We start from the raw sequence: 25521 nt of genomic DNA, 5'->3' as shown, positions 1-25521 counted from the left end.
CACTGAATGAGATCGCTTGGTCGTTTCTATCTGATCGCCGTACTGGTCTTCCTCTACACGCCGATCCTCGTGATGATGGCGATGGGCTTCAACGCCTCGCCGCTCTACGAACTGCCGTTCAGCTTCTCAACCCGCTGGTACGAGGCGCTTTGGAACAACAACATCCTGCTCACTGCTGGCATGAACAGTATCATCATCGCCGTCATTACGGCGGTTCTCGCAACCACACTTGGTACCATGGCATCTGTTGCCCTGTCGCGCAGCACCTTCCGGGGCAAGAGCTTCCTGCAGATCATGCTGCTGCCGCCGATCGCCATTCCGTGGCTGATCACCGGCACGGCGATGCTGATCTTCTTTTACTGGACCGGCATCGGCCGCGGCATGCACGCGATTATCATCGGTCACGTTGCACTTGCCATCCCTTATGTAGTCCTGGTGGTGGGAACCGGCTTCCGGACAATCCGGGCCGATCTCGAAGAAGCAGCCATGAGCCTGGGGTCTACACCCGTTCATGCGTTCTTCTCCGTCACCCTGCCGCTGCTTTACCCCAGCATCCTGGGCGCCGCCCTGTTTGCCTTCGCGGTCTCGCTCGACCAGTTCGTGATTTCCTATTTCCTCGCAACGCCCGGCTTCACCACGCTGCCGGTTCAGATCTACTCCTCGATCCGCAAGGGCTTCACCCCCGAAATCAACGCCATATCGACCGTCCTTCTGCTCGGCTCGATGACCGTGATCCTGATTTTCGCGCGCTTCGCCAAGCCCGGAGACACCCGTGACAAACGTTAACGTCAATTCCGTCGCCAAGACCTACGGCACCACGCCGGTTCTGGCCGATATCACCACAGAGTTCTCCGAGGGCTCGTTCACCAGCCTTCTTGGGCCTTCAGGCTCCGGCAAGACGACGCTCCTGCGCATCATCGCCGGCTTCATCAAGCCCAACCAGGGTGTGGTGACCATCGGCAGCAGGGATGTCACGAACGTACCCGTATGGGGCCGCAACATCGGCATGATGTTCCAGTCCTACGCGCTGTTCCCGCACATGACGATCGCCCAGAACGTGGCCTTCGGTCTCGAGCGGCGCGGCATCAGGGGTGCCGCAGCCCGCAAAGAAGTCGATCGCGCTCTCGAAATGGTTCGCCTGCCGGGCTTTGGCCACCGGATGCCAAAGCAGCTTTCGGGCGGCCAGCAACAGCGTGTAGCGCTGGCACGCGCCATTGTCATCAAGCCAAGCGTGTTGCTGCTTGACGAGCCGCTGTCCGCGCTCGACCGTAGGCTGCGGCAGGAGATGCAGGTCGAACTGCTGCGGATCCAGCGCGAGAGCGGCCTGACGACGATCTTCGTCACCCACGACCAGGAAGAAGCTTTGACGCTGTCCGACAAGGTAGCCATTCTCGACAAGGGTCGCATCGTTCAAATCGGCGCGCCCGAGACTGTCTACGAGAAGCCTCTGACGCGTTTCGCCGCGGAGTTTCTGGGTGATTCCAACTTCCTAGTCGGCACCGTCGAGAACGGTGCGGTGCGGCTTTCTGACGGCACGACGGTGCGCGGCGCAAGCCCCCTGCCCGGCAATGGGACCAAGGTCACGCTCGCAGTGCGCCCGGAGAAGATGTCGATCATGGCGGGGAATGCTGAAGGCAACAGCCTCACGGCGCGGATCACCACGGTCATCTACGCTGGACCGGTGCTCTCCTATCTCCTGGAGACCAAAGACGGTCTGCCACTAAAACTCTTCGTTCAGAACCGAGACGGCACCGTCCTCAAGGAAGGTGACAGCGTGACGCTGAACTGGTCGCCAGAACATACCGTCTGCGTTGTGGATTGACAATGACGAGGGCACCGTTGTCCCATAACACGTTGCATGCCGTCATCGACATGCAACGGCTCTTCGCCGAGGAAACGCCCTGGTTTACCCCAGCCCTCGCAAGCATCGTGCCGAATGTGCAGCGGCTTGCCGAGGCCAGGCCTGAAAGGACGGTCTTTGCCCGCTTCATCGTCGCGCAACGTCCCGAGGAGGCGAAAGGCCGATGGCAAGCCTATTATGAGCGCTGGAAAACGGTAACTCTGGACGAACTCGATCCGGTGATGCTGGATCTCGTTGCACCGCTGGCTGCGCTCGCGCAGCTGGGGTCAATCGTCGACAAGGAAACCTTTTCGATCTTCGGAGCTCCCGGCTTTATCGATCGTCTTGATAGCGAAGGCGTCGATACGCTTGTGTTCACCGGTGTCGAGACTGATGTCTGCGTGTATGCGAGCGCATTGGACGCGGTCGATATCGGCTACAGGGTGGTCCTCGCTAGCGACGCTCTGGCGAGCGGCGACATGACGGCACATGAGATGGTACGCGGCTGGCACCGAGGTTTTCGGAGCAGATTGAAATTTTGACAACTGAAGCCATTCTGGGTTTGTGGCCTGCATGACGTTGATTTGGACTGCCCGATTCGGCGGCGGCAAGCCCGGCTGAGAGACAAGATGGATATTCCAATCAAGGACAAGGCCCGGGGAGCGAAGGGTGCAGATATGGCAGCGAAACCGAACCACCCCCAATATGCACTGGGCGAGCAGATCGGCTTCTTCCTGCGCCAGGCGAACCAACGCCACGTCTCGATCTTCGCCAGCCTGATCTCCGAGAAGCTGACGACCACCCAATGGGCGGCGCTCGTCAAGCTCAAGGATCTGCAGCCCTGCTCGCAAGGTAATCTCGGCCGCGAAACGGCAATGGACATGGCGACCATCAAGGGGGTCGTCGACCGCCTCGTCAAGCGTGGCCTGGTGCACACCGCGCCCGACACCGCAGATGCACGACGCCTGGTCTTGACGCTGACCGACGAAGGCGAGGCCACTGTAGATCGTAATCTCTCCATCGCGCTGGAGATTTCGCAAGAGACCCTGGGGCCGCTGACAGCTGCAGAGCGCATGATGCTGATGGAACTGCTCCAGAAGATCTGTTGACGGCATCACATGTGGTCCGCGCCCATTCACTCAGACGGAGGAAGACACACCATGCCCGAAGCGGACGATGGGGAAATCCGATCGCTGGTCACCTCCATGACCACGAACGAGAAAGTCGCTCTCGTCAGTGGCCAAGGCCTCTGGAGAACAGCCGCAATCGAAAGACTGGGAATCGACTCGATTCTGATAACGGATGGCACCTACGGCGTGCGCTACTCGACAACCCAGATAGATGTCGGCACCGGCGATGAAGAAAGCCTCGCCGCATTCCTCGACCTGATTAACCAGCAGGCCGACGATAAAGGCGGCATGTTCGGCACGACGCAACCAGCCACCTGCTTTCCGAACGGCAATCTCGTCGGCTGCTCCTGGGATATGGACCTGCTGTATCGCATGGGCGAAGCGCTTGCTCTCGAATGCCGCAGCCTGGGAATCCATCTCCTGCTCGGACCGGGTATCAACACACGAAGGACGCCGCTCGCCGGTCGCGCCTATGAATATTACTCGGAGGATCCGGTCATTAACGGCGATCTTGCCGCCGCTCTGATTTCCGGCCTGCAGAACAAAGGTATCGGTGCCTCGCTGAAGCATTTTGCCTGCAATAACTCGGAAATCGATCGGACAACGACCAGTTCCGATGTGGATGAGCGAGCCCTGCGGGAGATCTATCTCGCAGGCTTCGAGCGGGCGATCCTCAAGAGCGCGCCCTGGACCGTGATGAGCGCCTATAATCCGGTGAACGGCGTTCAAGCGGCGGAAAACCACTGGTTGCTGAAACACGTCCTGAGGGATGAATGGGGATATAACGGGCTTGTCCTGTCTGACTGGCACGCGATCAAGGATCGGCCCGCATCCCTTGAAGCCGGTACCGACCTCGACATGCCGGAAAGCAAACCTCGCAAGGCACGGCTTCTGTTGGCTATCGAAGATGGCAAGGTCGCCGACGACATACTCGATCGGGCTTGTGAGCGGGTTATCGGCCTCGTCCGCCGCTGTCATGCCGAGAGGCTGCCCGCAGCCCCTGTCGATCTGGATCGCCATCACGCCCTCGCCCAACAGATCGCAGCTGAGTCCATCGTGCTGCTGCGCAACGAACAGCAGACACTGCCGCTCGATGCGGCTGCTACCGGCGAGTTACTCGTGGTGGGCGATGGCGCCTTGGTCCCGACGATCCAGGGATCGGGGTCAGCGACGACCAATCCTTATCGCGTCGACAGCCCCTTGGAGCGGATCGCAGCGCGTGCGGGAGAGCATCTGAAGGTACGTCATGTGCCTTTCCCGACGGCGCAAGGCATTCCGATGGAGAGTGAAACACAAGCCGTTCTAGATGCTGCAACGACAGCGGACGCAGTCATCATCTTCACCGAGAACGAGAAGTCGCGCAACGGCGAAGGCAATGATCGCGACACCTTGAAACTGGCGGCCGGCCACGACAGCCTGATCCGCTCGCTCACTGAGGCCGGCCGGAAAGTAATCGTCGTTCTAACGACGCCGGATGCGGTCGAAATGCCGTGGCTGGGTGCCACGCAGGCCGTGTTGGCCTGCTTTTATCCTGGCCAGGGCGGCGGCGAAGCCATTGCCCGCGTTCTGTTCGGCGAACAGAACCCTTGCGGAAAACTGACGACGACGATGCCCGTCCGCATCGAGGATATTCCGGGTTGGCACACTTATCCCGGCGAAAATGGCCGGCATGTCTACAGCGAAGGGATATTCATCGGCTATCGCTTCTACGACTTTAAAGCTGTGATGCCTCTGTTCGCCTTCGGCCATGGCCTAAGCTACACGCGTTTCTCTTACGAGAGCATGGCACTCGACAGGCAGGAAATCGGCCCGTCGATGGGCTGCAGGGTGAGCGTCACCATCCGCAACACCGGCGAAGTGGCTGGCAAGGAAATCGTCCAACTCTACGTCCGTCCGATAAAGCCCGGCCTCCGGCGGCCGATCCGGGAACTAAAGGCCTTTGCCAAGGTCGAGCTTCAACCGGGCGAAGCCAAGGTTGTGACCCTGACGCTTTCCGCGCGGGATTTCCAATATTTCGATACCGCGCGCGGTGCATGGGTGCTCGATGCAGAGGCTTTCATCATCGAGGCGGCGGCTTCCTCGCGCGATATCCGCCTCGAAAGCCGACTCGCTTGCCGTTCCCAGCGTTTCCCTCCGGCAGCCCTTTCCGCGCTTTCGCCGCCAGCGATGGTTTTCGCGAATGAATTGGCGATACCTGCGTTGACAGAATTGCTGGCAAGGAAGCTCCGCATCTCCGACGAGGAGGCGATAGCCATCCTCGAAAAGCTCAACGGCTCTTTCCTGGGCTTCTATGATACCTTGAGCTGGTATGTCGGTGACGCTATCAACGAAGCTGATATCACCGCGGTTCTGGACGCGCTGAATAGCACGACAGAAGGGATTTCCTCTTGATGCAATCCTTCGCCTCCGATGCTGCCATTGAACCTCCGCGACCGGCTTTCCTCACGGATGATCCTGGGGAGATATTGTGTTTTCGCGGCAGATGCTTTTTGACGAACGAACGGAGCGGCGCCTGTCACCCTTGTCGAAACTCGTGGCGGGGCAGTTCGAGTAAGGGGCGATTTCAGCCGAAAAGCAAAAGCCACAACACAGCAGCTTAGCGGTCGGCAAGCGCCCCACAACTAACCTTTGATGAGAATCGAACTTGCAACCCAGCGGCTTATGTCAGGCTGCAAGGCGCTCCGTTATCAACGGCCGATGTGAGGGCGCAAAGCAATCGTCCCCTCGCTCGGCAGCGACTCCACTCTTTTAACGACGACAATCTATAGCCAAAAAAATGAGATCTTTATGATGTGAAGGGAATCGAACCAACGACCATGTGGTTACAAAGCGTTCCCACCCTCAAATTTTCCAATAGTATGCATCGACTTAGCCTCGATAAAATGACCGATCGGGCGCTTGCGGCCCCCACGGGCGAACTGCAACGACATGCCGATCTCGGTTTCGCTTGGGAAGTGCAGCTTAAAAAACGCTTGGTGATTTTTCGAGCTCGAGGGCCATGCGCAACTCTCCAACCCGTTTTGACATCCATCGAAGAGGCGAAATATCGCCTTTCATATTGCGCGTTACAGTTGATGCGATAACATGCATCGGGCGTTCTTTCGGGGTGAGTACCGGTGTTTCTGCGTCAATCCGTCCTAGCCATCATGGCATCTGCAACCTTGTTCGGCGCGGCGCATGCGGACATGACGATACAGCGCATACCAATCGAAAACGCCGCTCCCGTTCTTCTGCTGAAGGGTGAATTCAGCCAATCCGACGATCCGCAGCAGCTCTCCCGGGAGGTCGCCGCAAGCGGCGCTAAGGCTGTTACCTTTGACAGCAACGGCGGCAACATCCTTGCAGCCATGGCCTACGGCAGGATGATCCGGTCGCTCGGGCTGGCGACCCTTCAGCTGCGTGCCAGCCAATGCGCATCCGCCTGCACGCTGGCGTTCGTCGGCGGGGTGATCCGGCAAGCAGAGCCGGGCGCCATCGGTATTCATCAATCTTCGTTTGCGCCAGGGGCCGGGCTCGACAGTCCCACAGCCGTAGCTGCGATACAGACGATGACCGCGCAGATAATGTCGTATTTTACGGAGATGGGCGTCGATCCGAAGCTGCTTCAGGTCAGCCTCTCCGTATCCAGCGACGATATGCGATATCTCACCGCCAGCGAGATGCAAAGCTATGGGGTAACGTTCGGCAACCTCAACGATATAGCCGGTCGGCTTGCCGCAGCAGGAGCGGCTGTGCCGGCAGTTTCCACGTCCGCGACGCATGAACCTGCCGCACAGACAGACGAGCAGAAGGCCAGTGCCTTCATATCTGCCTACTATGACGCTTGGTCTCGCGGAAACGCCGACGCGGTCGCATTCATGGAAAAGGCGTATGGCGATACCGTGGATTTCTACGGAAAAGCGACGCCTAAAGTTGAGGTGGTCACTGCGAAGCGCGACTTTGCGACACGATGGCCGATCCGGGCATACAGCGAAAAGCCGCAGTCTCTGAAGATCAATTGTTCCGATACCTGTAGGATCGAAGGAAATGTCGATTGGTACGCAAAGCGCGCCGGCGATCGCATATCATCGGGGACGGCGGAGTTCGCCTTCGTCTGGGATGTGAAGACCGGAACAATCGTATCGGAGAGCGGAAAGGTTAGCGAGACCGACAAAGGAGCCTCCGCGCCGGTCCGCCTGATATCGCAGTGGCAAGAACAAAACGGAGCATGCCGCGGCGGTAGCGGAGATTCGGCTGAAACACTGGCAGCCTGTGATCGGCGCGAGCGTATCACAGCGAAGCTTCAGACCGTCGGCTGGTGCTTCGGTCGCAAAGGCGAGTATGGCTATCAAATGGACTGGCATGCGTGTGACGCCACATCATCCCAGCCAATAGCCACGGAGGCGAACGCATCGGCCGTATCAAGCGTTGTGCGCAAAAACCCGGCCGACTTTCCGACCTCAGGTCGATTTGCCGGAAAGACGATGCTGCCGGACTTCAAGGGCCGAGATCGTCAGTTCAATTCCTTCAGAACGCGTATCCGTGACGGGATGCGCCAGGGCCCCAACTTCGCGGGGCACTACACCCTCATTCAGATCGGCTGCGGAACGGGATGCTCCTTCGCGATCGTCGCCGACAACAAGACTGGCCGGCCGGTGAGTTTCCCACGCGGCGGCGAAGCCAACATGTATCTTGCATTGGAATACAGTCTCGAAAGTCGCTTGCTTGCCGCTCAATGGTTCAGCTACGATGCCGGCCGCTGCTTCCTTGAGTATTTCGACTTTGATCGCGATGAATGGAAGTCTCTGGCTAAGGCCGACATCGGGAATAACGATACCTGTTTCAAGACGATCGAAGAAAATCTTCGCTGATCCCTCGGAGTGCTGGAAGTGAAAACTGTTATCCGAGGCTCGAATAGCCGCCCACCTCGATCCAGAATTTCCGTGCCCCAGTAGGATTGATCTAATCCGGAGCTCCCCGCAACTGCTTTGGACCGTCTGTCGATACGGGATCTGCCGGACGGGCATTCTCGACATAGAGACCATAGCGGGTGCCGTAGCCGGCAACACTTAAGCGCATGCCAGGTGCAAGGCTGTGTCTAAAACTATCCGGAAAGCCGCACAGTTCTCTGAACATCAAGGGCATTCCTTCGAGTTTGATCGGTCGGCGGCAGCCTTTGCTCTCAAACCCGTCAATTTGCACCACCATGTAAGGCAGCTCCACATGCGCCCCGATGAACAGCGGAAAGATCATTGGCACGATAAGGATGGCGATATTCCTACCAGCGGCGAAGGCGAGCAATGCCGCGCCTCCGACGATAATTGGGTAATCATCGCGTATTTCCCGGTAGGCTCGCAGTACCAGAACATAAATTGCCGCCGATACCAGACCGATCGCAACACTCGGTATGCTCATCAGCGCCGCCCACTCTTTCGACGGCAGAAATAATGGAATGAACACACCGACGATCATCGGCACCGCGACACCGATCCATAGCCAAAGCCAAAGCAATTTCCCGGCAAGCCAAGGAAGCTTCCGCCGTGCTTGACGCTGTTCGCCACGTGTTCTCGCCGGTCTATTCGCAGCGATAATACGCCTCGCCTCCGCCGCGGTCATGGCGTGCGGGTAACGCGGCGGCACCTCGATTTTGCCGGACGCGATCCAGCGCTTGATTTGCTTGATCTGGTTATCCGAGGCAGGATCGTGGATCTTGATCCACGCCGACAGCTCTTTATCGTCGCCCAGCGCGCCTTCCGGGATCGTCTGTTCGGTGCGGAGTGCAATCCATTTCGCACGCTCGATTTTTGTCGAAGAGGGCCGACGAACTGTCATGCGTTTGCGCTGGCTTCGTCAGGCTTTTTGATACCGCACTTCTTCATAAGCAACTTGCATCCTCTCCTTACCGAAATCTCGTTAAGATTGCCGTAGTCAGTTATGGTGAAAGAGCGCCCGCAGCACAATGCCTTGATCGCCGGATCTCTGGTCAGTCGTGCAATTTCATGACACTTACTGGCCAGCTATGGTGCGGCCAGTTCAGAGCGATAAGCTTCAGTGATCTGTCGCAGCCATCTGCGCCATTTCGTCATCAGGTATGCGCAGGATCCCGTGCTCCGCCACATCGAATTAGGCATTGCCAGAACCGCCTGGCATTGCGCAAGCGGCTTTCAATTGCGATGAACAGCGAAACCTGTTTATCTGATGAGAAATTGCAAGTGGCTGGACAGCAAAAGGCTGCGTTTGAGATGGCCCCTTATCTGCTATTATTTTTCATCTTCGTCACATGCGGCCTCGTCAATATGACGCGCCCTCGAAACTCCATTAGACCAGTGACTGACCGAGACATCGAGAACGCTTACAAAGCGGCTTTCAAAATTGAATCCAAGGAGACTATGGAGCGACGAAAGCTCATAAGCCTCCTTCTGGTGATTGTATTGCTCATCGACATGCTCCTCATCGTGTGGATAGTTCGCTTCGCCTACTAAATAGGCTCGCTAAACGCCACGAGGCCCCTGGATGCGCGGGGCAGCCTCCCCACGGACGTCGAAATTTTGGCCTTTCCACTTCATTAACCATATGAATTAACGCTGTTCTTTTCTGTATCGGAAGCAAACACGCCTCTCGCTACCGCCACTTCGAATGATGGTGCGAACCACTCATCACCATCGATAAGTACCCCTTATCGGAAGTGAGATAGTCCACCCGTTGACCAATCCGGCGTGAATGACTATGGTTCGGGGAAAGGGTCGCCAAGCGGCCACCGTCACAGGGAGTCTGCCATGACCGTCACCGTCAAGGTCGCCGAAGCCAAAACCCACCTGTCCGAATTGCTGGCGCGCGTCGAGGCCGGCGAGGACATCATCATCGCTCGCGGTAACGATCCAATCGCCCGTTTGGTCGCCATCGACGAGCGTCGCCAACGCCTGGCCGCCATCGAGGCGGTCCGTGCGCTGCGCGTTCAGGCCAAGCCCGTCACGCAGGACGAAATTCAGGCCTGGAAGCAGGAAGGCCGTCGCTGATGGCCTTCGTCGTCGATGCCTCGATCGCCGGCGCCTGGTTGCTGCCGGACGAGGAAAACGTGATCGCCGAACAGGCGATGGCGCGTTTGGCCGACGAGGACGCCTGGGCGCCCGACCTGCTGCGCCACGAGATCCGCAGCATCCTGTTGAGCGCCGAACGACGTGGCCGGATTTCCGACGATCTCATCCATTCGGCGCTGGCGCGTTTGCGCGCGCTGCCGCTGAAACTCGTCGGCCCCGGCGACGACATTGAGGTCGTCCGGCTGTTGCGCCAGTATCGTCTCAGCGCCTATGACGCGGCCTATCTTGCCCTGGCGCTGCTCGAGCAGCTGCCGCTGGCCACGCTCGACCGTAGATTGGCCGAGGCGGCCCGTGCAGAAGGGATCACACTTTTCGGAGCGGCTGGGGATAAGCACTGATCAGATCTCCGGCCGCTCCGAAAACTGAGTTTAATGGCGCTCGGAGGACTCGCGCGTGACAGGTGACCGTGAGGGACAGATTTCGAACCGCATAGAGACACTCGACACGATCGCCGCAGTGCTGCCGATCGAGCGGCGCGACAAGCTCGCCGAACTGCTGACCGATCAGGACGTCGAAACGCTCCGCCATCTCGTCAATGCGGGCATGGGCGAAAATACGTTGCGGGCACTGACGTCCGACCTCGCTTATCTCGAAGCCTGGTCGCTGGCGGCCGTCGGCAGCCCCCTCCCCTGGCCGGCGCCGGAGGCGCTGCTGTTGAAATTCGTCGCCCATCATCTGTGGGATCCGGCACGACGCGAAAGCGATTCCGAACACGGCATGCCAGCCGAGGTCGACCGAGAATTGCGGGACGGCGGCTTTCTCCGGTCGATCGGGCCGCACGCGCCCGACACGGTACGGCGACGGCTGGCCAACTGGTCGACGCTAACCAAGTGGCGCGGTCTCGATGGCGCTTTCGCCTCCCCTGCCCTTAGGTCGGCCATCCGTCTCTCGGTGCGCGCCGTGCCGCGGCCACGCCGCCGCAAGAGTGCCAAGGCGGTAACCGGCGATGTGCTGGCCAAGCTGCTGGCGACCTGCGGCAGCGACAGCCTGCGCGATCTCCGCGACCGTGCCATCCTGATGGTCGCCTTCGCCTCCGGCGGTCGTCGGCGCAGCGAAGTCGCCGGCCTGCGAAAGGACCAGCTGACGGTCGAGCCGCCGGTGAAAGCAGAGGACGGGAGCGCGCTGCCCTCGCTGTCGATTCACCTCGGTCGCACCAAGACCTCGGGCGCCAATCAGGATGAGGTCGTCTATCTCACCGGCCGGCCCGTCGAGGCGCTGAACGCCTGGCTGGCGGCTGCGAAGATCGACGGCGGCAGTGTGTTTCGGGCGATCGATCGTTGGGGCAATGTTTCCAAGCGGGCGCTCGATCCGAAGGCGGTCAACGATATCGTCAAGCAACGGGCGGAACTGGCTGGGCTGGATCCGGGGGAGTTTTCGGCGCACGGGCTGCGATCCGGTTATCTGACCGAGGCAGCTAACCGAGGTGTGCCGCTGCAAGAGGCGATGCAGCAATCGCTACATAAGTCGGTGACGCAGGCAGCCAGCTACTACAACAATGCGGAACGAAAGAACGGTCATGCCGCTCGTTTGATGGTTTAGGTCATTGGCGAAAAGTGCGCTCTGGCTGTCGGAATTTAAACAGGAAGGGAATGTCCCCCGTCTATCCTCTCGATAAATTTCATAATCGCGCCGGTCCGAACCCAGTTTCGCGTTGGTGTCCATTCATTCCGTCGGAAATGGATTTCGAATTTCGCATTGATGCGCTAGAGACACGCCGTATCGATTTGGTTGGCCTGACCTGCGTGACGTGTTTGCGCCCGCGGTCTGGCCGTTTAGCTTGAAGTTTTGCGGGTCCACAATGTCCAAGAAGGGTTCAGTCCGATTCTGCCGCTGGGTCATCGCGTTGCTGGCGCTGTCTGGCATAGCCATCTCCTATGCCGCCATCATACCCGCAGCGCATATCTCGCGATTGAGGCTGACTATGAATTTTCTCAGCTATTTTACGATCCAAGCCAATATCCTGCTGGTTATGGCGCTGCTGTCGGCCGAAATCGCCCCAGCATCGATGATCGGACGATGGGCCAAGCGCTCGTCAACGAAAACTGCGCTCATGATATATGTAGGGGTTGCGGGCGGCATCTATGTGTGGATGCTTAGGAGTGTTTGGCACCCGCTTGGCTGGCAATTGCGAGGCGATCAGCTGCTTCATTACTGCATTCCCATACTTGCTACATTGGACTGGTTGTTTCGGGTTGAGCGTGACAGGCTTTTTTGGCGTGACGCGATCTGGTGGCTGTTCTTTCCGGCACTCTACTCGGTGTATTCGCTGGTTCACGGTCACTTCTCGGGCTTTTATCCCTATCCCTTTTTGGACGTGAGCGACATCGGCCTGCAGGCTGTTTTGGCCAACATGGCTCTCTTAGGCGTGTTGTTCCTCGTCCTAGGAGCTGCAGTCATTCTTGTCGATCGTATCGCGGCCAAGGTCGGCCCGCGCCGTGAACTTATCGGATCCGCAGGCGGGCTCCCACCTGCCGATGGCTAGATGTAGCGGCGTACAATCATCTGAGTTTTGGCGCGATCTTACTGCCAATTTTGACGCGGTTCGCGGGTGGTGGCTCAACGATCCTGGCTCGATAAGTCCGGGCCCAAGCGAGAAAGTCCCTTCAAGCTGAACGCCGCCACACCCGCTATTCACTGAACATGCCAGCCCAGAGCGATAGAAGAGGAACGTACTGAAACCGCCTCCTTCCATTCGATCCGACGAGTGTGTTATCAAGCGGCTAAGGCGGAACGGCTTGATCTGTCGCTGGCCGGCCGTTAGCGTGATGCGGCGATCAATCTGCAAAGACACGAGGGTTATTATGCCGACTGGCAAGGTTAAGTTCTTCAACGCCGACAAAGGCTATGGTTTCATCACGCCAGAATCCGGAGGAACTGACGTATTCGTACATGTCTCCGCCCTGCAATATGGCGATACACTGAGAGAAGGACAGTCCGTCTCCTACGATCTGGGCCAGGATCGAAAGACCGGGAAGTCAAAGGCGGAAAACGTCAGACCACTTTGAAGACCATAAACTTACCACCACCCGAACACTCGGGTGGTGGCGCCCGTGATGTCTCTTCAATAAAGCCAAGCGCTGAGCGCGATGTGCGCAATCTGATATGGGCGGCGGTTCTGGCCGCCTACGCCATTGCTCTCTACCAGGAAATCCGCGGGCTTTTGAAACCAAATGTTCCCGCGACCGCGCTCCGGCGCGCGGCGGGTGCCACCGTTCATTCCAAGCGCTACTGCCTCGCGAGCTCAACCGGGTTCACTGCGCCATGACATAGATGGAGCGGTTTTGGAACCGTTAGGTGCCGAGGGCCGGATGATAGCGCACAGCAGTTTCCTTGCATTGAAACAATAGCGCCAAAAGACCGAGGCGTCCGCCAGAGGAAGCAGTCCCGATAACATCTGCGATATCGATGAGTGCGCGAATACGAGAGGCACTCCTCGGCGGCCCGCCGGCTAAATAACGCGTCCGATTCTGCCGAAAGACCCACATAAATTCGCAGATGCTATCGCATGCGGGATGGCTAAGACGGCCCGCTTTTTCAAAAGCGAAACCCGAGTCACGCGCCGATGTTTCACCCCATCCGAGTGGCCTTGCAATGAAATCGAGCACAGAGACCAAAGTTTGCCGCGGCAAACTTTATTCGAAGATGCACGCTCTCACCGCGATCGGGCCTTCAACGGAACGTTGATCAAAAGCCCCAGCGATAACCCGCTCATCTCGGCTCACCTGGTTGAGTTTATGAAGCACGCCCTCCGGGATTCAAGCGATCGCCGACCCTGGATGCTCCTGCCTATCACAAACGCCGATGTCCCACTGTGTTCGACTGACCCAGTCGCGCCATGGAGCGCAGAGACCAAAGTTTGCCGCGGCAAACTTTTATCCGGTACGCGCACCCTCACCTCCATTGGCCTTCAACAAAGCCATGATCATTGGCCCAAGTGAAAATTCGCCAATCTCGGCTCGCCTCGTCAGATCGCGCAAATAACCTCCGGCCGAATTGATGAAGTTCGTCCGCTCCAGGATGCAGGCCATCGCCACTGCAGCATTTTCCTGCCCCATCACCTCGCAAGCATGTTGATACGCAGACGGGCTGACCCCAAGCATCGAACGAACGACGATCGCCGCCGACATTAGATCGCGCCAACTTGCAATCAGACCAGCTGGGCCATAGTCCACAATCTGGGGGCAAGCTTTTAGCACGATCCCCAAGGGGAAAGCCTTCAGCGCCCCACTCGCCGGTCGCTGCTCTTTACTCGATTTCGCCCCCTGCTCGTTTCGAGAGCATGGTTCAAATTCAGAAGGGTATTCGGGTTTTGAATTCTGTATGTGCAGCCCATCATGGGCAGCATTGATGCTAATATTTTGTGGTTTGTCATGCATTTCCAATCGGTTGAGTACTTCTTCACGAAGAAGCTCCATCTCGTCTAAAATACCTGCGACGTCATTTGCCTTCGGCGAGCGTGGTAGCCGTGCGACCAAGGCAATATAAATCGCCTCGACGGCCTCCCAATCGCCGTCCGCACCCTCTTCCAATGCTGCCGATATGAGCTTTCGGACGTCGCGCCGGCAGATCGTAAGGGCTTCCTTCGCTTTTCTGAAGGCCGCGCGTGCCCCGACGACGTCGTTGGCCATCATCGCCAGCTCATCTGAGCGAGCCAGAAGCGGAGAAAGATCGAAACCATAAGCGGTTTCGATCGCGCCCTCTTCGTCCTTTCGTGCATATCGTTTGCCGTTTGCGCTGTCCCGGCGGACAATAAGACCGGCGTCGACCAGAAGCGCCAAGTGCCGCCGCAATGTCGCGCCGGCCATGCCATGGGCCCGGAGCATAAGCTGTGCGTTTGATGGGAAAACAATCAGCTGCGCACCCTCGCGGAGCTCATTATCCGGATGGAAGCTTAGGAGCGCATCGAGAACCGCAAGGCTGCGGTCTTGAAGACCAAGGCGTTCCCTAGCTTCTGAGGCATCTCGAAAGACCTTCCACTTCTGCGCAGTTTTGCCCGCTTCGATTTCTGCCACTGACTGTTGCCGGCGCACGAGCGCAAGCGTCACCGGCCGCCGCCCAAACGGCGTTGTCACACTCCCGGAATGCATTTTCTTTCACCTTTCGAAAGGCAAAAGAAAAGCGCTCACCAAAAACGGTGCCAAAGACTCTTGACGATGATTCCCGGAAATGCGAATCTCTGCTTCGCTACAAGTGAGATGAGGCTTCCGGAACGGCGACGTTTTGGGGCCTTTTCTTTTTGCGGTTACTCTCCGTTTTTCGGTTGATCCGATTGTTTTGAGCGAAATTCATCGAACAGCGTCGGTAGGCGTTCGAGAACGAAGGCCGCAAACTCCGGTGATGTTTTTCGATCGATGGAAATATCCAGCTTGCTTCTGCTCGCTCTGATCTGACCAAGACGAAGGCCATTTGGCGTCGCCCAGTCGTCGGCAGGCTGAACCGCAGAGCGGGGCTTAATTTCCTTCATGATCGCCTTGAAGCGTTCGTCAGAGGGGAGGGCCCTTATCTGTGGCGAGCCGCTGATCTCGATCGCGTTATCTATGTTGCTGCCGACAGCAAGGTAGTCAGCAAAATCGACCCAGCTCCGGCGCCCAATGCCGGGCGCCGGGCCAATCGCCTCGATGAGTTCAGCCGGAACACGAGCCACGACCGACAACATCAGAGACAGATCTCCCTTCTGCACCGATAGAGCCGACATGATGGTGTCGCGGGTGAAACGGGCTTTGAGCTGATCGGCAAAGCGCGCTTTCTCGATGTAGGTGAGATCCTGGCGTTCGTTATTTTCTTGTCCTTGCGCAATGACCAGTTGCTCATCCGACAGTTCGCGGACGACAGCCTTGACGGGCCGTCCGAGCTCGGTGACGGCACGCAGACGACGGTGACCAAACGCCACCTGATACCGACCGGCGTGCTCAGGGTGGGGGCGCACCAGGATCGGCACCTGTTGGCCTTGCTCGCGGATCGCGGCAACGAGGCTATCGATGTCACCCGGCATGCGATCGCGTACAAAGGACGGATCGATCTGGGAGACATCCATTTCGACGACGGCCTGGCCTTCCGCCAACCGCTTTTCGATATCATCAGCCCGACGACTGCGGTCGTTGAGGTCGCCAAGCGATTTCGTGACGGCCGACATCGGCTTCGTCCTGGCGAGCAGAGGACGCTCGAAGTCTACGGGCCCCTCTGCCTCGACAGGATTGGCGTTGGGTTTCAGATTCGCAAATATGTCCTTCCGGCTCATGCTGCTCTGCCCCATGCTTTCTTAATCAATGCCTCGATCTCACCATTGACATTGTTCATAGACTCGAGCGCCCGATCATAGGTCGTGCGCGTGAACTGACCGCGGTCGACTTCGAACAGTGTCTGGTTGGTGAGGCCTGCATCAGAGATTGCGGTGCTCTTCAACATCGGATTGATCATGACGTTTTCAGCAAACATCGACCGCAGGAATGCGACCATTTGGTTCTGAGGGCCGTCGGTCGGTTCGAAGCGGGTGATCAAATACCGCATCCACTTGTGGCGATCCTCGGCTCCCGATGCCGATATCTCCTCGAGAAGATCGCTCGTCATCGACAGGAACTGATTCATCGACATGACGTCGAGCATCTGTGGATGAACCGTAATCAAAACAGACGTCGCGGCAGTGAGCGCCGACAGGGTAAGAAAGCCAAGTTGGGGAGGGCAATCAATCACCACGACATCGTAATTTTCTTCGACCTGCGCGATCGCCGCCTGGACACGCGCGAAGAACAGCGTATCTCCGGCCTGTCTCGTCATCAGAGCGCGCGGAGTGTCGTGCTCAAATTCCATCAGTTCAAGGTTACCCGGGACAAGATGGAGGTCGGGAATATAGGTTGAGCGGACCACCTCGCTCATGTGGCGCTGCTCTTCGTCGTAGCGAATGGCGCCATAGAGCGTCTCGTTGGGACCGACATGAATTTCCGGCTGGTTGCCGAATAACGCGGAGAGACTAGCCTGGGGATCCAAGTCGATAGCAAGAACGCGGAAACCACGCAGAGCGAGATATTGCGCGAGATGGGCGGACGTCGTCGTCTTACCCGACCCGCCTTTGAAGTTCATGACCGCGATCACCTGCAGATCCTCGCCGTCCCGACGATGCGGCAAATAACGGCCACTGGCCCGTGAGCCCTGTTCCAGATGCTTTCGAAGGGCAGCAATGTCGTCGACCGAGTACATCCGGCGTCCGCCGGCACCCTGCGCGACATTAAAATCAGGCATTTCAGATGCCACGGTGCGCAAGTACCCTTCAGCAACACCGAGGAGCTTGGCGGTTTCGGCGGGCGAAAAAGTGCGAATGCCCTTACGTGCATGCGGCGGAAAGATATTCATATGATGCGCCTGCAACTGCGCTGAAAGCGTTGAAGCGTGACGCGCAATCACGGACCTCAGTCCGGGATATTTCGTTATCTTCGCTTCTGCGGTCTCTGCCATAATGTTGCCTGTTCGCTTTATCTGCGGTTTTTCGCGAACCACTCGCTCAACTCCGCACCTGGGCAGTAAGGCCCGATTCTCATTTATTGGCAAGAAAAATAGGGTTAACAAAACCTTAGCGGCAATTCCAATGACAAAAGGTTTTTGGCCGCGCATTTCGGCTTACCCTTTAAATGCAATAACTTAGAGAGCGAGGTGCGCCGAAAACTTAGCTCCTATCTCTTGTGGATCATTGCAACTCCCGGTCTGAAGTAGTCTGCAGTTACCATTTCCGAAGGCGACGCCAAAACGAATCTGAGCCCGACTCGGTATCGCAATTATCCCCAAAGTTCGTCGCTGCACTTCAAAATCAAACGCTGCTGAATGGCCGCGCCCTGCTGAAGGAGACGGCACGTCCGCGAGAAGGTCGCGCCGACCAACACCCCAGGCGCCTGTCGAGCGGAGATATTGTTGAAAGGCGTTGGCTGCGCCAACTCGCATTTGTGCGAGCGGATCAGTTACAGCCGTCAACGCGCCAGATCGACACCAACCTCCGCTAACACTTTTGCGACTAGATTGCGCGACCGCCGTCCGGCAAATCTCTGTCCGTCGCCATCTAGGAGATTTGCAAGATGCATGTCATCGCCATCCGCAATCCAAATAGCCCGGCAGAACATCATATCCTTGATCAGATGCATTGCCTCAGAGCGCGCATCTTTCAAGGCCGCCTCGGCTGGGACGTCCGTTCGGTCGATGGCCGCGAATTTGATCAATTCGACCTGATGTCGCCCACCTACATCATTACCTTGGGGGTCGGGGATGCCGTTATCGGCTGCGCGCGCCTCTTGCCCGCGGTCGGGGCCACCATGCTTGCCACCGTATTCCCGCAACTCCTTCGCGGCGGCAAACTCGTCGCACATGAGCAAATGATCGAAAGCTCGCGATTCTGCGTCGATACAAGCTGCGCAGACGGTAGGGGTGCCTCGCTTCACCACGCGACCCTGACCATGTTCGCGGGTATCATCGAGTGGTGCCGTCTGAACGGCTTCGTCGAAATTGCCACTGCGACCGACGTCCGGTTCGAAAGAATTCTCGGCCGCGCCGGTTGGCCGATGCAGCGACTCGGAGAGCCTCTGACCGTCAATGAAACGCTGAGTGTCGCGGGCATCCTGCCTGCTGACCGCGCGAGTTTCGAGCGATTGAGGCCCAATGGCTACTCGTCTGGCTTCGTCGCGCACAGGCATGAGGCGGCTTGATATGACGAGTAACCCATACCCGTCGCTCCCCCGCCTTGTCAGCAAGTTGCAGAACGCCCTCGGCGACCATCTCTGCGTCGCCCTTGACGATCCGAATGTTGTCGAGATCATGCTCAATCCGGATGGACGGCTCTACATAGAACGTCTTGGCCAAGGCATGGCCGCCTCCGGCGAAATGTCTCGGGCCGCGGCCGAGACTGTCATCGGCAGCGTGGCGCATGCACTCAATACCGAGGCCGACGACACTCGACCGATCATATCGGGAGAGTTGCCGATCGGCGGGCACCGCTTCGAAGGTCTTCTACCGCCCGTGGTCGCGGGTCCATCTTTCACCATCAGACGTCGGGCGTCACAGCTCATCCCTCTCGAGGACTATGTGAGCAAAGAGGTGATGACCGCCCATCAGGTGTCGGTCATTCGCAGCGCCGTCGCCTCCAAGCTGAATATTGTCGTCGCGGGCGGAACGGGTTCCGGGAAAACCACGTTGACGAATGCTATCCTTGCGGAAATCGCCGCACAGGCGCCGCAAGATCGCCTCGTCATCCTGGAGGATACGGCAGAAATACAATGTTTCGCCCAGAATGCGGTGTACCTGCACACGAGCGACGCCGTCGACATGTCGCGATTGCTGAAGAGCACGATGCGCTTACGGCCGGACCGCATCGTCGTGGGAGAGGTAAGGGACGGTGCGGCGCTCACCCTTCTTAAGGCCTGGAATACGGGGCATCCGGGCGGGGTCGCGACCATCCATTCGAACTCCGCGCGCTCGGCGTTGCAGCGCCTCGAGCAGCTCACGGCAGAGGCAAGCCAGCAGCCGATGCAGGCCGTGATTGGAGATGCCGTCGATCTCATCGTTTTTATCGAGCGAACGCCCCGCGGTCGACAGGTGTCGGAAATCCTTCATGTCAGCCGCTTCATTGGCGGCCAATATCAAATCGAGCCCTACGCAGAGGAGGGTCGTGATGCGGCCTGAAATTAAGTTTTCAAGTCAATGGCTTTCGGCAACCGCCGCGGTTCTTATTGCGCGACCAGCCTTCGCAAGCTCGGGAGGCGGCGGCCTACCGTGGGAGGGACCGCTCCAGCAGATACAGGAATCCATCACTGGCCCCGTCGCCGGATATATAGCGCTCGCGGCCGTCGCTATCGCCGGCGGCATGCTGATCTTCGGCGGCGAACTCAACGATTTTGCCCGGCGCCTAGTGTACATCGTTCTCGTCGCCGGCGTTCTTCTCGGCGCGACCCAAATCGTCGGGCTCTTCGGCGCAACGGGAGCATCGATTGGTATGTCATCTGATAGCGGTCCGGCGACGGTAGGGGAGGGGGCTCATGGCTGACACTCGTACCGAACTTCGAAGCAATCGCATCCACAGAGCGCTCTCGCGTCCCAACCTTCTCATGGGCGCCGATCGGGAAGTGGTCCTGATTACCGGCTTGGCGGCCGTCATTCTCATCTTTGTCGTCATGACCGCATACTCGGCCGTCCTCGGGCTCGGCCTGTGGACCGTGATCATCGGCTTGCTCAGAATGATGGCGAAGTCGGATCCGCTTATGCGTCGGGTCTATATCCGCCACATCTCCTATCAACCCTATTACAAACCAACAACTTCGCCGTGGCGCAGATATTGAGGAGCCCATGATGGTCGCGCTGAAACGCTTTCGCACGAGCGGCCCCTCGTTTGCCGATCTCGTCCCTTATGCCGGGTTGATCGACAATGGCGTCCTACTTTTGAAGGACGGGAGCCTGATGGCGGGCTGGTATTTTGCCGGCCCAGATTCGGAAAGCGCTACCGATCAGGAGCGGAACGAACTCTCGAGACAAATCAATGCGGTGTTATCGCGGCTCGGGAGTGGCTGGATGATCCAGGTTGAGGCGGTTCGCATTCCCACCATCGATTACCCGTCCGCGGGTAGTTGTTATTTTCCGGATGCAGTGACGCGAGCCATCGACGCCGAGCGCCGCGCCCATTTCGAGCGCGAACACGGACACTTCGAAAGCAAGCATGCAATTGTGCTCACCTATCGGCCCCTCGAACCAAGGAAGTCGGGTCTCACGAGGTATATCTATTCCGACGAAGCGAGCCGGAAGGCGTCGTTTGCCGAGACAGTTTTGCACTTTTTCAAGATGACGATCCGGGAGGTCGAACAATATCTGGCGAACTCGCTCTCAATCCAGCGCATGCAAACGCGCGAGATTTCGGAGAGGGGAGGGGAAAGAACCGCTCGCTATGACGAGCTGCTGCAGTTCGTTCGTTTCTGCATCATCGGCGAAACCCACCCGCTTCGTATTCCCGGTGTCCCCATGTATCTCGACTGGGTCGCCACCGCCGAGCTCGAACATGGTCTGACACCGAGGATAGACAATCGTTTTCTAGCCGTGATTGCGATTGACGGGCTACCTGCCGAAAGCTGGCCCGGGATCCTGAACAGTCTGGATCTGATGCCGCTCACATATCGCTGGTCATCCCGCTTCGTGTTCCTGGATGCTGAGGAGGCGCGTGCCAGGCTGGAACGGACCCGAAAGAAATGGCAGCAGAAGGTGCGCCCCTTCTTCGACCAGCTCTTTCAAACGCAAAGCCGTTCAGTCGATCAGGATGCATTGAGCATGGTCGCCGAAACTGAAGATGCGATCGCTCAGGCATCCTCCCAGCTCGTCGCCTATGGCTATTACACTCCGGTCATCGTGGCATTTGATAGGGACAGGGCCGCGTTGCAGGAAAAAGCGGAAGCAATCCGTCGGCTGATCCAGGCTGAAGGCTTTGGCGCTCGCATCGAGACGCTGAACGCGACCGATGCCTACCTCGGAAGTCTTCCGGGCAATTGGTACTGCAATATTCGCGAGCCGCTGATCAATACCAGCAATCTGGCAGATCTGGTGCCACTGAACTCCGTTTGGTCCGGCAATCCGATCGCGCCATGCCCATTTTATCCGGACCATTCGCCGCCACTGATGCAAGTCGCCAGCGGCTCGACGCCGTTTCGCCTCAACCTGCATGTCGACGATGTCGGCCACACCTTGATCTTCGGGCCGACCGGATCAGGCAAATCCACGCTGCTGGGGTTGATTGCCGCGCAGTTTCGTCGCTATCAGTCGGCGCAGATCTTCGCCTTCGACAAGGGAAATTCGCTATTGCCGCTGACGCTGGCCGCTGGCGGCGACCACTACGAGATTGGCGGATACGGCGCGGACGGGGCAACACGGCTCGCCTTCTGCCCACTGGCTGAGCTTGAAAGCGATGGTGACCGGGCCTGGGCGGCGGAGTGGCTTGAAATGCTGGTCGCCCTTCAAGGGGTCGCTATCTCTCCCAACCACCGCAATGCGATCTCCAGACAGACTGCTTTGATGTCCACCGCGCCCGGTCGCTCCCTGTCGGACTTTGTCAGTGGCGTGCAAATGCGGGAAATCAAGGACGCACTGCATCATTACACCGTGGATGGCCCGATGGGACAGCTTCTCGACGCTGAGAAGGACGGGCTGCTGCTCAGCGCGTTTCAGACCTTTGACATCGAGCAGTTGATGAACCTCGGTGAGCGCAATCTGGTTCCCGTGCTCACCTACCTCTTCCATCGCATCGAGAAGCGCCTCGATGGAAGGCCGAGCCTCATCATACTGGATGAGGCCTGGCTGATGCTCGGGCATCCGGTGTTTCGCAGCAAGATCCGTGAGTGGCTCAAGGTCCTGCGCAAGGCCAATTGCGCTGTCGTACTTGCGACGCAGTCGATCTCCGATGCCGAGCGGTCCGGAATCATCGATGTGCTCAAGGAGTCATGCCCGACAAAGATTTGTCTGCCGAACAGATCGGCACGAGAGCCGGGCACGCGCGAGTTCTATGAGGGCATCGGGTTTAACGACCGTCAGATCGAGATCGTTTCGACCTCGATCCCGAAGCGCGAATATTACGTTGCAAGCCCCGAAGGCCGTCGACTGTTCGACATGTCGCTTGGTCCGGTCGCTTTGAGCTTTGTCGGCGCATCCGGCAAGGAAGCTCTCAAGCGCATAAGGGCCCTCAAGTCCACACATGGCCAGGAGTGGCCTATTCATTGGCTGCAATCGCGAGGAGTCCAAGATGCTGCGGCGTTGCTTGCGTTCGAATAGATGGCTCAGCGGAATTACCGCTCTTGCCTTGATGGTCAGTGATGAACCATCTCGCGCAAGCGGCGCACTCGAAGGCGCGACCGAATTCACGCAAATTCTCAATAATGGGGAGCTGGTCTCCCTCGTCGGTCAATCCGGTGAACAGATCCAGAACCAGATCACGCAGATCAGTCAGCTCGCCGAGCAAATCGAAAATCAGCTGAAGATCTACGAGAATATGCTGCAGAACACCGCGCAGCTCCCCAATCACGTCTGGGGAGAGGTCGAGGGAGACCTCGACCAACTCAGAGGGATTGTCGCGCAAGGGCAGGGCATCGCATTTTCGATGGGAAATGCCGATGATATCCTCAAACAGCGTTTCAAAAGTTATGCCGATCTCAAGACCAACCTTCCAAACGCCACAAGCTTCTCGTCATCTTACCAAGACTGGTCCGACACCAATCGCGATACGATTGCCGGCACCCTCCAGGCTGCCAGTTTGACAGCAAACCAATTCGACAGCGAAGAGGATACGATGGCCTCGCTTCGCTCGATGTCGCAGAGTGCGGACGGGCAGATGAAGGCGCTGCAGGTCGGACATGAGATCGCTGCTCAGCAAGTAGCGCAGATGCAAAAGCTTCGTGGACTCGTATCGCAGCAAATGACGATGATGGGTACCTGGCTGCAATCCGAGCAGAGCGAGAGGGATCTGGCGCAGGCGCGGCGCGAGCAATTCTTCAACGCCAGCGTTAACGCTATCCCCAGTGGCCAGCAGATGGAGCCGCGGTGGTGAGGCGGATCCAGATGAGCGTTTGCCCGCGCGCGTCCAGCTAGAGACAGGTCGAAACGATGACCGGCAAACTTCGACGCATATCTGTACTGGTGGGACTTTTCTGTTTCATCCTGACTGTTCCGGCTTTCGCACAGGAGGGCCAAGTTCTCACGGAGGTCGAAAATCAGATTGCGGCGGCCGCGAAGGGCTGGGAAACCACGGTGATGAGCGCGGCGAAATCGCTCTTCTGGATCCTCGCCGCGATCGAGATCGGCATCGCGGCGATCTGGCTTGCCGTTCAGGCTGCCTCGCTCGACAGCTGGTTTGCCGAGCTCGTTCGCCGGATCATGTTCATTGGCTTTTTCGTCTTTGTCCTCGAACAAGGACCGAGCTTTGCGCGCGCAGTCGTCGACAGCCTCTTTCAGATCGGAGCCGGGGGTGGCTCGGCCTCACCAGCTGAGGTTTTCGACGCAGGGATTCTTGTGGCATCACAAATGTCGCAGCAGGCGAAATTCGGGGTCTTCGAGGACAATGCGCTTGCGATCGCCGCCGTGCTGGCCATGGGCGTTGTCGTCATTTGTTTCTCGCTTGTCGCTGCGATCTTCCTTTCCGTGATGGTCGAGATGTATGTGGGTTTGCTCGCGGGAATGATCCTCCTTGGTCTTGGCGGCTCCTCCTTCACCAAGGATTTCGCGGTCCGCTATCTTGTCTACGCATTCGGCGTCGGCATGAAGCTGATGGCCTTGGTGATGATCGCCAAGATTGGATCGAGTGTACTGGTCGGACTGGCACAGACGCCGGCTACTGACTCCAACCAGTTCATAACCACCCTCGCTATCGCGGGTATCTCGGTGGTTGTCTTCATCATCGCAATGTATGTGCCCAACATCATGCAAGGTGTCGTCCAGGGCGTATCGGTGACGGGCGGTATGGAAGCCATTCGGCATGGCGGCGAGGTGGCATCCTTTGCCACTGGGGCGGGCTTTCTTGCCGCCGGCGCGGCCGGTGCGGGTTTTGCAGAAGGGCAGGCATCGAGAGCGGCTGGCTCCACGCTTGGCGGGGCGGCACTTCGTGGCATGGGCGTTGCGGTTGGATCAGCCGGAAGGGCAGCCGGTTCTGCGGCAAAGGAAAAGGCAATTGGTGCGTCTGGCGCCTATGCGGGGTCAATCCTTGGATTGGCCAACGCCAAGCTCAAGGAACGGGACACCGGTCAAAGCGTTTCGGCGCCACCCCCGCAAGACAATAATCAACAGGGATGAACGGAAGATCGATGGTAGCAAACCGCACTCCGGAAAATCCGTATCTTGCGGCGCGTCTTGAATGGACCGAGCGATATGGATCCTTCATTAAAGCTGCCGCGGCCTGGCGGATCGTCGGTGTTCTCGGTCTCTCGATCGGCGTCATCAGCTTCGGATATGCGCTCTATCTAAGCACGCAGGTCAAGCTCGTCCCGTATATCATTGAGGTGGACAAGCTCGGAACCGCGGTTGCAGCGGGGTTCCCGCAGCAGATCGAGTATGCAGACGCGCGCGTCGTTCGCGCCACGCTCGGCAATTTCATCTCGGCGTTCCGCTCCATAACCCCCGATGCAGTCGTCCAAAAGCAATACATCGATCGCACATACGCACTTCTTCGCAGTTCCGATCCCTCTACCGAGAAGGTCAACGCCTGGTTCCGCGGCAATTCGCCGTTCGAGAAGGCGAAATCCTCGACCGTGGCGATCGAGGTGAACAACATCGTCGCGCTTTCCAATCAAAGCTACCAGATCGACTGGACTGAGTACGAACGCGACCGAACAGGCAAGGAACTCGCAACACGGCGGTTTCGCGGCATCGCGACGGTTGCGCTCACTCCACCACAGGATGAGGCGACGATCCGCGTCAACCCCATTGGCCTCTACATCCGAGATTTCGATTGGACAGCACAGCTCTAAGCCAAGGAGATTCC

General features: G+C 58.2%; 23 protein-coding genes and 1 pseudogene. 20 read left to right on the top strand and 4 right to left on the bottom strand.

Features of this window, described 5'->3' with window-relative positions; translation table 11 throughout:
• Positions 1-6 precede the first annotated feature (6 nt).
• From PY650_RS10935 to PY650_RS10910, 6 genes and pseudogenes are all read left to right on the top strand, one after another.
• Positions 7-786, top strand: coding sequence for an ABC transporter permease (locus PY650_RS10935; protein WP_285879230.1), 780 nt, complete (start codon positions 7-9; stop codon positions 784-786).
• Positions 773-1822 (top strand): ABC transporter ATP-binding protein, encoded by a 1050-nt coding sequence (locus PY650_RS10930; protein WP_285879229.1) that lies wholly within the window; start codon positions 773-775, stop codon positions 1820-1822. The genes PY650_RS10935 and PY650_RS10930 overlap by 14 nt, the downstream gene beginning before the upstream one ends.
• A 2-nt stretch (positions 1823-1824) precedes the next feature.
• Positions 1825-2417 (top strand): annotated as a pseudogene (locus PY650_RS10925) (cysteine hydrolase family protein).
• A gap of 52 nt (positions 2418-2469) precedes the next feature.
• Complete coding sequence (locus PY650_RS10920; protein ID WP_432761514.1) at positions 2470-2949, top strand: MarR family winged helix-turn-helix transcriptional regulator; 480 nt, start codon at positions 2470-2472, stop codon at positions 2947-2949.
• A 51-nt stretch (positions 2950-3000) separates the two neighbouring features.
• The gene (locus PY650_RS10915) at positions 3001-5361 is read left to right on the top strand and encodes a beta-glucosidase family protein (protein ID WP_285879228.1); all 2361 of its coding nucleotides are present in this window, start codon (positions 3001-3003) and stop codon (positions 5359-5361) included.
• 725 nt (positions 5362-6086) lie between these two features.
• Positions 6087-7820: a COG3904 family protein gene (locus tag PY650_RS10910; RefSeq protein ID WP_285879227.1), complete on the top strand. Its 1734-nt coding sequence runs from the start codon at positions 6087-6089 to the stop codon at positions 7818-7820.
• Positions 7821-7911: 91 nt separating this feature from the next.
• On the opposite strand, the gene PY650_RS10905 is transcribed toward PY650_RS10910, so the two are convergent.
• Entirely contained in the window at positions 7912-8781 is an 870-nt protein-coding gene (locus tag PY650_RS10905; RefSeq protein ID WP_285879225.1) for a hypothetical protein, read from the bottom strand.
• 167 nt (positions 8782-8948) lie between these two features.
• Here PY650_RS10905 and PY650_RS10900 point away from each other — a divergent pair, with 167 nt between their 5' ends.
• The 6 genes from PY650_RS10900 (at position 8949) to PY650_RS10875 (ending at position 13051) form a co-directional block, all read left to right on the top strand.
• Positions 8949-9431 (top strand): hypothetical protein, encoded by a 483-nt coding sequence (locus PY650_RS10900; RefSeq protein ID WP_285879224.1) that lies wholly within the window; start codon positions 8949-8951, stop codon positions 9429-9431.
• Between the two features lie 294 nt (positions 9432-9725).
• Positions 9726-9965 carry a type II toxin-antitoxin system Phd/YefM family antitoxin gene (locus PY650_RS10895; protein ID WP_285879223.1) on the top strand — a complete coding sequence of 80 codons (240 nt, stop codon included), beginning with the start codon at positions 9726-9728 and terminating at the stop codon, positions 9963-9965.
• On the top strand, positions 9965-10384 hold the full coding sequence (locus PY650_RS10890) for a type II toxin-antitoxin system VapC family toxin (RefSeq protein ID WP_285879222.1): 420 nt from the start codon (positions 9965-9967) through the stop codon (positions 10382-10384). Before PY650_RS10895 ends, PY650_RS10890 begins: the two co-directional genes overlap by 1 nt.
• A gap of 55 nt (positions 10385-10439) precedes the next feature.
• Complete coding sequence (locus PY650_RS10885; RefSeq protein ID WP_285879221.1) at positions 10440-11585, top strand: site-specific integrase; 1146 nt, start codon at positions 10440-10442, stop codon at positions 11583-11585.
• Between the two features lie 382 nt (positions 11586-11967).
• Positions 11968-12528, top strand: coding sequence for a Pr6Pr family membrane protein (locus PY650_RS10880; RefSeq protein ID WP_285879220.1), 561 nt, complete (start codon positions 11968-11970; stop codon positions 12526-12528).
• Positions 12529-12847: 319 nt separating this feature from the next.
• The gene (locus PY650_RS10875) at positions 12848-13051 is read left to right on the top strand and encodes a cold-shock protein (RefSeq protein WP_285879219.1); all 204 of its coding nucleotides are present in this window, start codon (positions 12848-12850) and stop codon (positions 13049-13051) included.
• 867 nt (positions 13052-13918) lie between these two features.
• Here the strand turns inward: PY650_RS10875 and repC are convergent.
• The 3 genes from repC to repA form a co-directional block, all read right to left on the bottom strand.
• Positions 13919-15133 carry a plasmid replication protein RepC gene (repC, locus tag PY650_RS10870; protein ID WP_285879218.1) on the bottom strand — a complete coding sequence of 405 codons (1215 nt, stop codon included), beginning with the start codon at positions 15131-15133 and terminating at the stop codon, positions 13919-13921.
• 155 nt (positions 15134-15288) lie between these two features.
• A complete protein-coding gene (repB, locus tag PY650_RS10865) occupies positions 15289-16284 on the bottom strand; it encodes a plasmid partitioning protein RepB (RefSeq protein ID WP_285879217.1) in 996 nt (331 codons plus the stop codon).
• A complete protein-coding gene (gene repA, locus PY650_RS10860; RefSeq protein WP_285879331.1) occupies positions 16281-17495 on the bottom strand; it encodes a plasmid partitioning protein RepA in 1215 nt (404 codons plus the stop codon). The genes repB and repA overlap by 4 nt, the downstream gene beginning before the upstream one ends.
• Positions 17496-18106: 611 nt before the next feature.
• Between repA and traI the strand changes: the two genes are divergently transcribed.
• The 8 genes from traI to PY650_RS10820 are packed head-to-tail and all read left to right on the top strand — an operon-like array spanning position 18107 to position 25507.
• Complete coding sequence (gene traI, locus PY650_RS10855) at positions 18107-18730, top strand: acyl-homoserine-lactone synthase (protein WP_285879216.1); 624 nt, start codon at positions 18107-18109, stop codon at positions 18728-18730.
• A 1-nt stretch (position 18731) separates the two neighbouring features.
• A complete protein-coding gene (gene trbB / locus PY650_RS10850) occupies positions 18732-19703 on the top strand; it encodes a P-type conjugative transfer ATPase TrbB (protein WP_285879215.1) in 972 nt (323 codons plus the stop codon).
• Complete coding sequence (locus tag PY650_RS10845; protein ID WP_285879214.1) at positions 19693-20064, top strand: TrbC/VirB2 family protein; 372 nt, start codon at positions 19693-19695, stop codon at positions 20062-20064. Before trbB ends, PY650_RS10845 begins: the two co-directional genes overlap by 11 nt.
• Positions 20057-20356 (top strand): conjugal transfer protein TrbD, encoded by a 300-nt coding sequence (locus PY650_RS10840; protein ID WP_285879213.1) that lies wholly within the window; start codon positions 20057-20059, stop codon positions 20354-20356. The genes PY650_RS10845 and PY650_RS10840 overlap by 8 nt, the downstream gene beginning before the upstream one ends.
• Positions 20357-20366: 10 nt before the next feature.
• Positions 20367-22823 carry a conjugal transfer protein TrbE gene (locus tag PY650_RS10835; RefSeq protein ID WP_285879212.1) on the top strand — a complete coding sequence of 819 codons (2457 nt, stop codon included), beginning with the start codon at positions 20367-20369 and terminating at the stop codon, positions 22821-22823.
• 31 nt (positions 22824-22854) lie between these two features.
• Positions 22855-23595 (top strand): P-type conjugative transfer protein TrbJ, encoded by a 741-nt coding sequence (gene trbJ, locus PY650_RS10830; protein WP_432761516.1) that lies wholly within the window; start codon positions 22855-22857, stop codon positions 23593-23595.
• Between the two features lie 56 nt (positions 23596-23651).
• Entirely contained in the window at positions 23652-24833 is a 1182-nt protein-coding gene (gene trbL, locus PY650_RS10825) for a P-type conjugative transfer protein TrbL (protein WP_285879208.1), read from the top strand.
• 11 nt (positions 24834-24844) lie between these two features.
• On the top strand, positions 24845-25507 hold the full coding sequence (locus PY650_RS10820; protein WP_285879207.1) for a conjugal transfer protein TrbF: 663 nt from the start codon (positions 24845-24847) through the stop codon (positions 25505-25507).
• Positions 25508-25521: the final 14 nt, after the last annotated feature.

Origin of the sequence: Martinezella calliandrae (assembly GCF_030272695.1) — a bacterium.
GTDB lineage: Bacteria > Pseudomonadota > Alphaproteobacteria > Rhizobiales > Rhizobiaceae > Rhizobium > Rhizobium calliandrae.
This window is presented reverse-complemented; position numbering and strand designations above follow the sequence as displayed.